Below are 13,102 nucleotides of genomic sequence, written 5' to 3'. Positions count from 1 at the left end.
TCCATGAGCACTGTCAACCGCCCGAGCGGCCGCGCCGTCGATGCGCTGCGCAACATCCGCATCACCCGCGACTACACCAAGCACGCAGAAGGTTCTGTGCTGATCGAGTGCGGCGATACCAAGGTGATTTGTACGGCGAGCATTGAAGAGCGCGTACCGGGCTTCTTGAAGGGCAAGGGCCAGGGCTGGATGACGGCGGAATACGGCATGCTGCCGCGTTCCACCCACTCGCGCATGGACCGCGAGGCAGCCAAGGGCAAGCAAAGTGGCCGCACCCAGGAGATCCAGCGCCTGATCGGCCGTTCGCTGCGCGCTGCCTTCGACCTGGAAGCGTTCGGCGAGCGCACCCTGCAACTGGACTGCGATGTGATCCAGGCGGATGGCGGCACCCGCACCGCTTCGATCACCGGCGCCATGGTGGCGGCCTATGATGCCTTCTCCAAGCTCAAGGCGCGCGGCATGATCGAGACCATTCCGGTCAAGCATTTCGTGGCCGCGATTTCGGTTGGCGTGTACCAGGGCGTGCCGGTGCTGGACCTGGACTATCTGGAAGACTCGGATTGCGACACCGACATGAACGTGATCATGACCGATGCCGGCGCCTTTGTTGAAGTCCAGGGCACTGCGGAAGGTGCGGCCTTCGACCGTGCTGCCATGAACCGCCTGCTGGATCTGGCCGAAGGCGGCATCCGCGACCTGGTCAAGCTGCAAAAGCAGGCGCTCGGCCTGTAATCCCAAGTGGTTTACAATGTCGGCTCTCTCTTAAGAGCCGACATACATGACACAACGCATCGTTCTCGCATCGAACAACAAGGGCAAGCTCAAGGAATTCAACGAGCTGCTCTCGACCATTGGTTTTTCCGCCCATCCGCAGGGTGAATTCGACGTGCCGGAGGCGGATGAGCCTTTCCACACTTTTGTCGAAAATGCACTGGCCAAGGCGCGCCATGCCGCGCGCCTGACCGGCATGCCGGCGCTGGCCGATGACTCGGGCGTATGCGTCAACGCGCTGGGCGGCGCGCCTGGCGTGTATTCGGCGCGCTATGCGGGCGAGCCGAAATCGGACGCGCGCAACAGCGAGAAACTGATTGCCGACCTGGCGGCGCATGCCGACAAATCGGCCTACTATTACTGCGTGCTGGTATTCGTGCGCCATGCCGACGATCCGCAGCCGGTGATCGCCGACGGGCGTTGGGAAGGCGTGATTTCGGCCGAAGCGCGCGGTGAGGGCGGCTTTGGCTACGACCCGTATTTCCTGATTCCTTCGCTGGGGAAGCACGTTGCCGAATTGGCGCCGGAGGAGAAGAACCGCCTGTCCCATCGCGGCCAGGCCCTGCGCGCCCTGGTTGAGAAGTTGAAGAAATGATCCCGATTAAGCCGGTCGGCAATGCCGTACCAAGCCGCACCATCGACAGCGCCGCCGGCGTCGCTGCTACCTACCTGCGCCCTGGCGCGCTGAACCTGCAGGCCTTGCCGCCGTTGTCGCTGTATATCCACTGGCCGTGGTGCGTGCGCAAATGCCCTTATTGCGATTTCAATTCGCACGAGGCGAAGGGCGAAGTCCCAGAGAAGGAATATCTGGACGCGCTGCGGCGCGACCTGGAAATGTCGCTTCCGCTGATCTGGGGGCGCAAGATTTACACCGTATTCATCGGCGGCGGCACGCCCAGCCTGATGTCGGCAGCCGGCATGGACCGCCTGATGTCGGACTTGCGCAGCCTGCTGCCGCTCGATGGCGCCTGCGAGATCACGATGGAGGCCAATCCCGGCACCTTCGAGGCCGAGAAGTTCCGCTCCTACCGCGACAGCGGCATCAACCGCCTGTCGATCGGCATCCAGAGCTTCAATAGCGAGCACCTGAAGGCGCTGGGCCGCATCCACGATGACGGCGAGGCGAAACGCGCGGTGGAGATCGCGCTGGCGAACTTCGACAACTTCAACCTGGACCTGATGTACGCGCTGCCGAACCAGACGCTGGAACAGGCGCGCCGGGATATCGAGACTGCAATCGGCTTCAAGCCGCCGCACCTGTCGCTGTACCACCTGACGATGGAGCCGAACACCCTGTTCGCCAAGTATCCGCCGCAGTTGCCGGACGACGACCTGAGCGCGGACATGCAGGACATGATCGCCGAGCTGACCACGGCGAACGGTTACGGCCACTACGAAGTGTCGGCCTACGCCCAGCCGGGGCACCAGGCGCGCCACAACTTGAACTACTGGCAGTTCGGCGACTACCTCGGCATCGGCGCCGGCGCACACTCCAAGCTGTCCTTCCCGCACCGGGTGCTGCGCCAGGCGCGCTACAAGCAGCCCAAGTCCTATATGGAAGCGGTGGCCGCCGGTAATCCCGTGCAGGAAGAGCGCGAGCTGTCGCGCGACGAAATGGGTTTCGAGTTCATGCTGAACGCCCTGCGCCTGCAAGGCGGCTTCGAGCCGAACCTGTTCGCCGAACGCACCGGTGTGGCGCTCAACACCATCGAACAGCAGCTCAACGCGGCCGAGGCCAAAGGCTTGCTGTATCGCGACCACATGCTGATCAAGCCGACCGAATTGGGCCAGCGCTTCCTGAACGACCTGCAGCAGATGTTCCTCGGGGAGTAATTTGCCGCTCCACGTCGCGCCACACGCGACCGACGGCGGCTTTTCACTTCTTCAAGCTAGCGCGCATGCGCTTGCGCCGGCAATGACGGCATGACGTATTCCGCCATGCTCGTCAATTCGCCGGGGCTGAGCAAATCCCTTGCCTCAGAATTCTTCCCATTCATCGTTGGCGGCGGCGGGAGCGCGCCGTTCGCTTTTTGAGCGTCGTTCAGTTGTGTGGTCTGTCGCGGTGCTGGCGCTGCTGTTCGCAGCGCGTGGGGCGGTGCGCGGAGCGGCGCGCTGGTCCGGTGCGGCGAGGCGCTTGGGACGCGGCGCTTCGACCGCAGGAGCGGGGGCGCCGTCGTCGGCGACGCGGCGGGGCGGGGCGCTCCAGCGGGCGACGGCCTCCGTTCCGAGGCGGAACGAGGCGGCGACTTGCGCGAGTTGTGCGGCCTGTTCCTGCATGCTGGCAGCAGCGGCGGCGGCTTCTTCCACCAAGGCGGCGTTCTGCTGCGTCACCTGGTCCATCTGGCCGATGGCCTGGTTCACTTCATCGATGCCGACGCTTTGCTCGCGGCTGGCCGAGGTGATCTCGCCCATGATGTCCGTCACGCGGCGCACGCTGGTCACCACCTCGCCCATGGTGGTGCCGGCCTGCTGCACCAGCGAAGTGCCGGCATTCACCTGTACCACGGAGTCGTCGATCAGCTCCTTGATCTCTTTTGCTGCGGCGGCCGAGCGTTGCGCCAGGTTGCGCACTTCGGAGGCGACCACGGCGAAGCCGCGTCCTTGCTCGCCGGCGCGTGCTGCTTCGACCGCTGCGTTCAGCGCGAGGATGTTGGTCTGGAAGGCGATGCCGTCGATGGTGCCGATGATGTCGACGATCTTGCGTGAGGAAGCATCGATCGAGCCCATGGTTTCCACCACCTGTCCCACGATCTCGCCGCCGCGTGCCGCTACGTCGGATGCCGCCTGTGCGAGCTGGTTTGCCTGGTTGGCGTTGTCGGCGTTCTGGCGCACAGTGGACGTCAGTTCCTCCATCGAGGAGGCGGTTTCTTCCAGCGAGCTGGCTTGCTGTTCGGTGCGCGAGGAGAGGTCCAGGTTGCCTTCTGCGATTTCGCTGGAAGCGGTGGCAATAGCCGTGGTGCCGGTCTGCACCTGGCTTACCACGCGGCGCAGGGCGTCGTTCATGCCGCGCAGGGCCTTCATCAGGTCGCCGATCTCATCGCGGGCAGTCTGCTCGTCGAAACGTGTAGTCAGGTCGCCTTCTGCCACCGTATTCGCAATGCCCAGCGCGGAATTGAGCGGTACCGTGATGCTGCGCGAAATGATCCATGCCGCCCAGGCGCCAAAGGCCAGCAACAGGATGCCAAGGGTAAGCATCAGGCGGGTACTGCGCGCATTGGCTTCGTTGATGCCGGCTGCCGTGGCGTCGATGGCCTTGCGCTGCTGCGCCAACAACTCCTTGACCTTCTCCTGGTATGCCTTGGCCGCGGGCTCGAATACCTCGCGGTACAGGCGTTCGCCCTCCGCCGCGTCGCCGGCCTTCTTGGCGTTCATTACCTGGTTCTTCGCATCCTGGTATTTGTTGCGGATGGCGACTGCGTCCTGGTAGATCTTGCGTTCTTCTTCCGACTCCAGCAAGCCTTCGATGGATTTCAGGAGTTCGGCGCCGCGCTTGGCACTGTCGGCAATGATGGTGGCGAAAGTATTCGACAGTTCGGCATCGCTGCTGCGCGAAATCATCTGGGTGCGCGCGATGGCCGAGTAGATCAGGACGTACCAGTCCGAAACGATGCGTTCTTTTGCCAGCGGCCGGTCCATCATGGCGCGCGTGGCGTTGGCGGTCTGGTTGGAATGGTACAAGGCATAGCTGGTACCGATGGCTGACAGCATCAGGACGATGCCAAAGCCCGCCGCAAGGCGCGGTCCGATGCGGAGCTGGGACAGGAATTGCATACTGGCCTCCAGGATTTAGGAGTACTAGTATGCGCCTGAACAGTTGCGTGGTAGATATCCCGTTGCAAGGCTGCAACAGGGAATCACAGCTGCTTTAAAACTGCCGGGCTAACTTCAGGTCCGGGTTTTCGGCCCACCGGGCCAATGCGTCGGCCATGCGCTGGCTTTCGCCGATGGCGTAGGTCCAGTCGCGGATGCGGGCGCCGTGGTCCTGGCCGTAGTGCTTGAAGTCCGTGCGGTCGGGCAGTTTGCGGTTCGGCAGGCGCGCCACGAAGGACGGCGAGGGCGAAACCAGGATCACGTTTTCCAGTGCGCTGTCGCGCGCGCGGCGCCATGGCATCGATTTATCGAGCCAGCCCGGCACGATGTGGTCGGTGAAGTGCGGGTACAGCACCAGGCCTTCGTCGCGCTGGTAGGGCAGGTGCAGGTGGTAGTCGATCAAGCCGCCGTCCCAATAGTCTCCGGGCGGCGCGCCGTGGATGTTGCTGACCGCTTGCAGCACCAGCGGGATCGAGCCGGAGGCGAGCAGGGCGGAGTGCAGGTTTTGTTCCGACAGGCCGACAAAGTGCGAGGCGAAGGCGTCGAAGCTGCTGCGCAGCCAGGCCGCGTCGTCGCGCGTATCGTGGAAGACCACCCGCTCCATGGCGCCGGCCAGGCGGCTGCGCGAAACAGCGTTGCCGGCGGCGGCACGCAGGAATCCGGCCATTTCGCGCCAGCGGCTGCCGCGCGTGTCGGCCAGGGGCCCGATGCCGCGTACCGTGATCACCGACAGCAGGTAGTCGGGATTGGTGAGCATTTCTTCGCCGCGGCCATCGAGCACGCTGTCAAGCAGGCTGCGGATGACGCGGCTGACGTAGGCGGCATCCACCTTGTCCGGGTAGGTCTGGTGGGCGTAATGGTGGGCCAGGCGCTTGTGCGCGGCGATCGGATCATGGAAGGCGGCGGCTGCCATGCGCCAGGCGCCGATCGAGGCGCCGATCAGGCGGCGCTGGCGCGGCGCCTGTTTCAGCCATTCGCCAAACATCCATTGGTCGATGCCGTTCAGGATCAGGCCTTTGGGGCCGCCTGCCGCGGCGGGAATGATGGCGATGTCGGCGGCCTGCAAGCCTTCGCGCTCGATGCGCTGGCGGGCGCGCTGGCCGAGCCGGATATTGATCGGTGAATCCACTACTTCAAGCCTCCTCCGAGCGCCCGGTACAAGTCGATGGCGCTGCTTGTGCGCAGCAGGCGTGCCTGGACCAGGGCCTGCTGCGCGGTGAACAATTCGCGTTGGGCGTCGAGCACGTCGAGCGAACTGGCGACCCCATTCTCAAAGCGTAATTGTAATAGGCGCAGGCGTTCGGCCTGGGCGTCCTGCACCGCCCGCTGGGCTGCCACCTGTTCGCCGAGGTAGCTGCGGGCGGCCAGGGCATCGGCTACTTCACGGAAGGCTTGCTGGATGGTTTTCTCATAGTCGGCTACGGCGATGTTCTTGCGGGCGTGGCTGACGTCGAGGTTGGCCAGGTTGCGGCCGGTGTCGAAGATGGGCAGCACCAGTTGCGGGGTGAAGCTCCAGGTGTTGCTGCCGCTGTCGAACAGGCCGCTGAAATCGCGGCTGGCGCTGCCGATCGAGGTGGTCAGCGTCACGCGCGGGAAGAAGGCGGCGCGGGCGGCCCCGATATTGGCATTGGCCGCTTTCAGGCGTTGTTCGGCGGCGCGGATGTCGGGGCGGTTGGCCAGCAGGTCGGATGGCAGGCCCGCGGCCAGGGTGGACATGGCGTCGGCCTGGGCGTCTTCCGTCGGGGCGGGACCACCGGTAACGACGCCGGCCGGAAGCGCCTGGCCGACCAGCAGGGCCAGCGCATTGGCTGCCTGCGCGCGCTGGCGGGCCAGGGCGAGGGCGGCGGCGCGGGCGGTCTCCATCTGCTGCTCGTTCGAGCGCAGGTCGAGGCGCGACGAGGCGCCCGCTTCAACGCGCTGTTTCGTCAGGTCGAAGGTGCGCTTGCGGGCTTCGTAGGTGCTTTCGGCCAAGGTTTGCTGTTCTGCGAAGGCGCGTTCGGTGTAGTAGGCCTTCGCGACTTCGGCGATCAGGCTGATTTGGGCGGCTTGCCTGGCTTCTTCGGTGGCCAGATAGCTGGCGAGGGCGGAGTCGCTCAGGCTTCTTACTCGGCCGAAGAAGTCGAGTTCGAAAGCGGAGATCCCCAGGCCGGCATCAAAGCGTTCGCTGATTTGCGGCTGGCCGTTGGAATTGGCAAAGCCAGGCGACCGGCTGCGCGAACCGCCAAGTGTGGCGTTCAGGGTCGGCAGGCGGTCGGCGCGCTGGATGCGGTAGGCGCCGCGCGCTTCTTCAATGCGCAGGGCCGCTATGCGCAGGTCGCGGTTGTTTTCGAGCGCCGCGGCGATCAACTGCTGGAGACGGCCGTCAGGAAAGAACGTGCGCCAGTCGGTGTCCACGGCGTACTGCGCGGCGCTCGGGGCGGAAGCCGATGCGGCGGGCATCGCGCCTGCGGCCGCCATGCCGGCGGCGGGGGCGGCGGCGGGGAAGGTTTGCGCGACTGGCGCGTCCGGGCGCTGGTAGGTCGGCGCCATCGAGCAGCCGGCCAGCAGCAGCGCGGCGGCAATCGCGCCGGCGGCGGGCATGCGCGCGTGGGTGGAGATTGGCTTCATCATTGCTTCGACTCCGGAAGATCCAGTTCATGCGCGGCGAGGCGGCGCTGGCGTTCGCTGCCTTTGAAGATGCGGCGCACGACCACAAAGAAGACGGGCACCAGGAACACCGCCAGCACGGTGGCGGTGATCATGCCGCCCATCACGCCGGTGCCGATGGCGCGCTGCGAGGCGGAGCCGGCGCCGGAGGCAATCACCAGCGGCAGCACGCCAAGGATGAAGGCCAGCGAAGTCATGATGATCGGGCGGAAGCGCAGGTGCACCGCTTCCAGCGTGGATTCGATCAGGCCCTTGCCTTGCGCCTGCAAGTCCTTGGCGAATTCAATGATCAGGATCGCGTTCTTGGCGGACAGGCCGATGATGGCGATCAGGCCGACCTTGAAGTACACGTCATTCGGCAGGTCGCGCAGGTGCGCACCGAGCAGCGCGCCCAGCACGCCCAGCGGCACCACCAGCAATACCGCCACCGGGATCGATTCCGACTCGTACAGCGCCGCCAGCACCAGGAACGCGGCCAGCAGCGACAGGGCAAACAGCATCGGCGCCTGCGAGCCGGACAGGCGCTCCTCGGCTGACTGCCCGGTCCATTCGATGCCGAAGCCCGGCGGCAACTGCCCGGCCAGGCGCTGCAGCTCCTCCATCGCCTCGCCGGTCGAATAGCCGGCCGCGGCGTTGGCGCTCAGGCGATACGCCGGATAGCCGTTATAGCGCACCAGCTGGATCGGGCCTGTCACCCAGCGCGTGGTGGCGAAGGAGGCAAACGGTACCATCGTCCCGCTGTTGCTGCGCACGTGAATGCGCAGGATATCTTCCGGCTGCATGCGGCGGGCCTGGTCGGCCTGCACGATCACGCGCTGCTGGCGGCCGCTGTTGGCAAAGTCGTTCACATAGGAAGAACCCAGCGCCGTGCCGAGGGTGGCAGCGATATCGGTGAACGCCACGCCCAGGGCGTTGGCTTTCTCGCGGTCGACATCGACCTGCATCTGCGGCGCATCCTCCAGGCCTTCGGGACGCATGCCCACCAGGACCTTGCTCTTGCCCGCCAGCTCCAGCAGCTGGTTGCGCGCAGCCAGCAAGGCGTCGTGCCCCAATCCGCTGCGGTCCTGCAGGCGCGCCGTGATGCCCGTTGCGTTGCCCAGTTCTCGGATCGGCGGCGGGCTCAAGGCGAAGATCTGGGCGTCCTGGATGTGCGCCAGGCCGCCGAAGGAGCGGCCGGCGATCGCTTCGGCCGACTGGTCTGGACCGCGTTCTTTCCAGTCCTTCAGCGGAATGAACACCAGCCCCGCATTCTGCCCGCTGCCGGAGAAGCTGAAGCCAGCCACCGCAATGGTGCGGGCTACGCCCGGCTGGCTGCGGAAGTACTTGTCCACCTCCGCCAGTACGGCTTCGGTCCTGCCGCGCGCCGCACCCGGCGGCAGCTGCACATTGGCGATGATGTAGCCCTGGTCTTCGTTCGGCAGGAAGGAGGAGGGCAGCCGCACGTACAGCCAGGCGACGATGCCCAGCAGCGCCGCGAAGATCAGCATGAAGCGACCGGTGCGCTGCAGGATCTTCGCCACCCAGCCCTGGTAATGCGTGGCAGTGGAGGCGAAGCCGCGGTTGAACCAGCCGAACAGGCCGGACTTGGCATGGTGGTGGCCGGCTTCGACCGGCTTCAGCATGGTCGCGCACAGGGCCGGCGTCAGCGACAGCGCCATCAGCGCCGAGAACACCATGGCCGACACCATCGACAGCGAGAACTGGCGGTAGATCGCGCCGACCGCGCCGCCGAAGAAGGCCATCGGGATGAACACCGCAATCAGCACCAGGGTGATGCCGATGATCGCGCCGGTAATCTGCGACATCGCCTTGCGCGTCGCATCGCGCGGCGACAGGCCTTCCTCGCTCATGATGCGTTCGACGTTCTCCACCACCACGATGGCATCGTCGACCAGGATGCCGATCGCCAGCACCATGCCGAACATGGTCAGCACGTTGATCGAGAAGCCGAATACCTGCATGGCGGCGAAAGTGCCCATCAGCGCGATCGGCACCACGATGGTCGGGATCAGGGTGTAGCGGAAGTTCTGCAGGAAGACATACATCACCAGGAACACCAGGACCACGGCTTCCAGCAGGGTCTTGACCACTTCCTCGATGGAGATCTTGACGAACAGCGAGGTATCGTAAGGCACGGTGTACTTCAAGCCCGGCGGGAAATACTTCTGCAGCTCGTCCATCTTGGCGCGCACGATGTTGGCAGTAGCCAGTGCATTGCCCGTCAGCGACTGCTGCACGGCGATGGCGACAAAGGGTTCGCCATTCAGGCGCGCGCTGACGCGGTAGCTGGCACCGCCCAGTTCCAGCCGCGCCACGTCGCGCAGGCGCACCAGGGAGCCGTCGCGGTTGGCGCGCAGCACGACCTTGCCGAATTCCTCGACGGAGCTCAGTTGGCCGGTCACGACCACCGGCGCGAACCAGGTCTGCGAGCGCTCGTTGGGCAAATCGCCCACCGTGCCGGCGGCGACCTGGGCATTCTGCTGGCGAATGGCGGCCGTGACGTCGCTCATATTGAGCTTGTAGCCGGTCAGCTTGTCGGGATCGACCCAGATGCGCATGGAGCGCTCCGTGCCGAACAGTTCCGCCTGGCCGACGCCGGGCAGGCGCTTGATCTCGTTGACCACGTTGCGCGCCAGGTAGTCGCCAATGGCGGTGGTATCCATGCTGCCGTCGGTCGACGATGCGCCGACAAACATCAGGATATTGGAGCGCGCCTTGGTGACCTGCACGCCCTGCTGGATCACGGCTTGCGGCAGGCGCGATTCCACGCGCTTGATGCGGTTTTGCACGTCGACCGCCGCCAGGTCGGGGTTGGTGCCGGGCTGGAAGGTGACGGTGATGCTGACGGAGCCGTTCGAATCGCTCTGGGATTCGATATATTGCAATCCGTCGGCGCCGTTCATCTCCTGCTCGATGACCGAGGTGACGGCATCGTCCAGCACCTGCGCCGAAGCGCCGGGATAGGCTGCGCTGATGACGATGGAGGGCGGCGCGATGGTCGGGTATTGGGCCACCGGTAATACGGTGATTGCCAGCGCTCCACCGAGCAGGATGAAGAGGGCGATCACCCACGCGAACACGGGGCGGTCGATAAAGAACTTTGCCATGTGGCGGCCCCTTTACCTGGCCGCCGGAGCGGATGCGGCAGGCGCGGCGCCCGCCGGTGCCGGCCCGTTTGCCGGACCTTTCCACGGAACCGGATTGACGGTGCCGCCTGGTTTGGTTTTCTGGAAGCCTTCCACGATGATGCGCTCGCCGCCTTTCAGGCCCGAGCTGACCACCCACTTGCCGCCGGCCGCTGCATCCGCCTTCACCGGCACCGAACTGACCTTGTTGTCGGGGCCGACCACCAGCACCGAGGCGCCTTCCGCGCCGCGCACCACGGCTTGCTGCGGCACGGTGATGGCCGATTCGTTGATGCCCTGTTCGAGGCGGGCGCGCACGTACATGCCCGGCAGCAGGGTGCGCTCGGGGTTCGGGAATTCGGCGCGCATCGATACCGAACCGCTGGATTCGTCGACCGCGACATCGGCGAACAGCAGCTTGCCGGGGCGCGGATACTGCTGGCCGTCTTCGGTCAGCAGGGTGACGCGCGCCTGGTCTTTGCCGGCGCTTTTCAGCGTGCCGGCGGCCAGCGCCTGCTTGAGGCGCAGCAGCTCGGCGGAGGATTGGGAAATCGTGACGTAGATCGGATCCAGTTGCTGCACGGTCGCCATTGGCGTCGCTTCGTTCTGGCCCACCAGGGCGCCTTCGGTCACCAGGGCGCGGCCGACACGGCCCGAGATCGGCGCCGTGACGGTGGCGTAGCCCAGCGTCAGTGCGGCATTCTTGCGTGCGGCGCGGGCCGACTGCAGTTCGGCCGAAGCCTGCTTTTGCGCGGTGACCGCGTCATCGTATTCCTGCTGGCTGACCGCTTGCGCCGCCAGCAGCGGCTTGTAGCGCCTGGCCTTCAGGTCGGCCTGCGCCAGGTTGGCTTCTGCGCGGGCGATCGCCGCGTCGGCGCTCTCCACATTGGCCTGGAATTGCGCCGGATCGATACGGAACAGGACTTCCCCCGCCTTGACGTCGCCGCCTTCCCTGAACACCCGCTGCAGTACGATGCCCGGCGTACGCGCCCGCACCTGGGCGATGCGCGATGCCTCGACCCTGCCCGGCAGCTCGTTGGTGACGGTGACTTCGCCGGTTGTGGCGGTGACGACGGAAACGGTGGGTGGGGGCGGGGCAGCCTTGTTGGCGTCCTTTTTATCGCCGCATGCCGCGAGGGTGAGCGACAGGGCTGCGGCTGCCAGGGGCAGGGTGCGCAATACAGGTTTCATTGGGCGTCTCTTCTTGTGAGGTGGGACAGCGCCGAAAATTGTATAACACTAGCAATTGTAACGTTTTGTATAGCAAAAAGGGCGCCGAAGCGCCCTTTTCGAGGTAGATGCGGGAAACGCTTAGCGCATGGCCGAAATCATCTGTTTCAGCTTGTTGGAGTCGGCCACGAAGGCGCGGATGCCTTCGGCCAGCTTTTCGGTCGCCATTGCGTCTTCGTTCAGCATGAAGCGGAAAGTCTTCTCGTCCATCGAGATCTTGACGGCGGTACCGGTATCGGCCGGGGACAGTTTGCGCTCGACCGGGGCCTGGGTGTCGGCCAGCTTCTGCAGCAGGTCCGGCGAAATGGTCAGCAAGTCGCAGCCGGCCAGTTCCAGGATCTGGCCGGTGTTGCGGAAGGAGGCACCCATCACCTCGGTCTTGTAGCCGAACTTGCGGTAATAGTTGTAAATGCGCTTGACCGACTGCACGCCCGGATCTTCGGCGCCCTGGTAGTCGATGCCGGTGGACTTCTTGTACCAGTCGAAGATGCGGCCGACAAACGGGGAGATCAGCTGCGAGCCTGCTTCGGCGCAGGCAATGGCCTGGCACAGCGAGAACAGCAGGGTCATGTTGGTGCGGATGCCTTCCTTCTCCAACTGCTCGGAGGCGCGGATGCCTTCCCAGGTGGAGGCAATCTTGATCAGCACACGCTCGCGCGGGATGCCGGCCTGTTGGTACAGGGCGATCAGTTCGCGGCCCTTGGCCACGTTGCCTGCCACGTCGAAGGACAGGGCAGCGTCGATTTCGGTCGAAACGCGGCCTGGAACATACTTCAGGATCTCGGTGCCGAAGGCAATCAGCAGCTTGTCGATGATCTCGCCGCTGGTGGCGTTCGGGTTGTCGCGCACGGCTTTTTCCAGCAGCGGCTTGTATTCATCCTTCTGCACCGCCTTCAGGATCAGCGATGGATTGGTGGTCGCATCTTGCGGCGCATATGCCTTGATCGACTGGAAATCGCCGGTGTCGGCAACAACGGTAGTGTATTGCTTGAGCTGTTCGAGCTGGTTCATTGCAGTCCTGGAAACGTGGGGGACAAAAAACCTATTGTACTAAATCGGCGAGGCCCGCCATGTTGCGTTTACAATGGGGATTATCAGTTTTCTCATATTTTGGTCGGAGGAGTCAGCCATGATCCTGGCAATTGTTGGTGCGCTGCTGCTGGCGCTGGGCTTGTTTTCTGGTGCCGCGCTGGTCCTGGCCCAGTTGGGCGTCGGGGGATTGGCGGCCGGCATGTCGCTGTGGCTGATGTTCCCGCTGTTTAGCGTTACCGGCTACCTGCTGTTTGCCACCGGAGCGCGCGCAGCCAATTTCCGTGTGCTGTCCTTTGCCGTCTCGATCGCCTTGCTGGTCCTGGCGCTGGGCTGCGCGGCCGCCCTGGTGGCCGATGCCACCGCGCTGATGGTGCTGAAGGGCGGCACCGGCGCCCTGTGGTACGTGTTGCTGATTGCCGGCGTGCTGGGCGCAACCGGCGCCGCCTCGCATGGAAGGGTCGCGGCGCAGTAAGAGCGGAAATTCCTTC

General features: G+C 64.9%; 10 protein-coding genes. 4 read left to right on the top strand and 6 right to left on the bottom strand.

The features are described from left to right. The first annotated feature begins 3 nt into the window (after nucleotides 1-3). The 3 genes from rph to hemW are packed head-to-tail and all read left to right on the top strand — an operon-like array spanning nucleotide 4 to nucleotide 2,604. On the top strand, nucleotides 4-732 hold the full coding sequence (gene rph, locus ACWBU6_RS23370) for a ribonuclease PH (protein ID WP_426339211.1): 729 nt from the start codon (nucleotides 4-6) through the stop codon (nucleotides 730-732). Between the two features lie 46 nt (nucleotides 733-778). Then, nucleotides 779-1,366 carry an RdgB/HAM1 family non-canonical purine NTP pyrophosphatase gene (gene rdgB, locus ACWBU6_RS23365; protein WP_452645733.1) on the top strand — a complete coding sequence of 196 codons (588 nt, stop codon included), beginning with the start codon at nucleotides 779-781 and terminating at the stop codon, nucleotides 1,364-1,366. Next, nucleotides 1,363-2,604, top strand: coding sequence for a radical SAM family heme chaperone HemW (gene hemW / locus ACWBU6_RS23360; RefSeq protein ID WP_452645732.1), 1,242 nt, complete (start codon nucleotides 1,363-1,365; stop codon nucleotides 2,602-2,604). The genes rdgB and hemW overlap by 4 nt, the downstream gene beginning before the upstream one ends. Before the next feature lie 144 nt (nucleotides 2,605-2,748). Here hemW and ACWBU6_RS23355 read toward each other — a convergent pair whose 3' ends face one another. The 6 genes from ACWBU6_RS23355 to tal form a co-directional block, all read right to left on the bottom strand. Beyond that, nucleotides 2,749-4,542: a methyl-accepting chemotaxis protein gene (locus ACWBU6_RS23355; protein ID WP_452645731.1), complete on the bottom strand. Its 1,794-nt coding sequence runs from the start codon at nucleotides 4,540-4,542 to the stop codon at nucleotides 2,749-2,751. 94 nt (nucleotides 4,543-4,636) lie between these two features. Next, nucleotides 4,637-5,710 carry a patatin-like phospholipase family protein gene (locus ACWBU6_RS23350; protein WP_452645730.1) on the bottom strand — a complete coding sequence of 358 codons (1,074 nt, stop codon included), beginning with the start codon at nucleotides 5,708-5,710 and terminating at the stop codon, nucleotides 4,637-4,639. After that, nucleotides 5,710-7,191: an efflux transporter outer membrane subunit gene (locus ACWBU6_RS23345; RefSeq protein WP_452645729.1), complete on the bottom strand. Its 1,482-nt coding sequence runs from the start codon at nucleotides 7,189-7,191 to the stop codon at nucleotides 5,710-5,712. Before ACWBU6_RS23345 ends, ACWBU6_RS23350 begins: the two co-directional genes overlap by 1 nt. After that, nucleotides 7,188-10,334: an efflux RND transporter permease subunit gene (locus ACWBU6_RS23340; protein WP_452645728.1), complete on the bottom strand. Its 3,147-nt coding sequence runs from the start codon at nucleotides 10,332-10,334 to the stop codon at nucleotides 7,188-7,190. Before ACWBU6_RS23340 ends, ACWBU6_RS23345 begins: the two co-directional genes overlap by 4 nt. A 12-nt stretch (nucleotides 10,335-10,346) precedes the next feature. After that, on the bottom strand, nucleotides 10,347-11,543 hold the full coding sequence (locus ACWBU6_RS23335; RefSeq protein WP_452645727.1) for an efflux RND transporter periplasmic adaptor subunit: 1,197 nt from the start codon (nucleotides 11,541-11,543) through the stop codon (nucleotides 10,347-10,349). 120 nt (nucleotides 11,544-11,663) lie between these two features. Then, entirely contained in the window at nucleotides 11,664-12,593 is a 930-nt protein-coding gene (gene tal / locus ACWBU6_RS23330) for a transaldolase (RefSeq protein WP_452645726.1), read from the bottom strand. A gap of 118 nt (nucleotides 12,594-12,711) precedes the next feature. Here tal and ACWBU6_RS23325 point away from each other — a divergent pair, with 118 nt between their 5' ends. Continuing rightward, nucleotides 12,712-13,086 (top strand): hypothetical protein, encoded by a 375-nt coding sequence (locus ACWBU6_RS23325; RefSeq protein WP_452645725.1) that lies wholly within the window; start codon nucleotides 12,712-12,714, stop codon nucleotides 13,084-13,086. Nucleotides 13,087-13,102: the final 16 nt, after the last annotated feature.

It is taken from the genome of Pseudoduganella sp. HUAS MS19 (assembly GCF_053615455.1).
The sequence above is the reverse complement of the archived record's forward strand: the minus strand, read 5'-3'. Positions and strand labels throughout refer to the sequence as shown.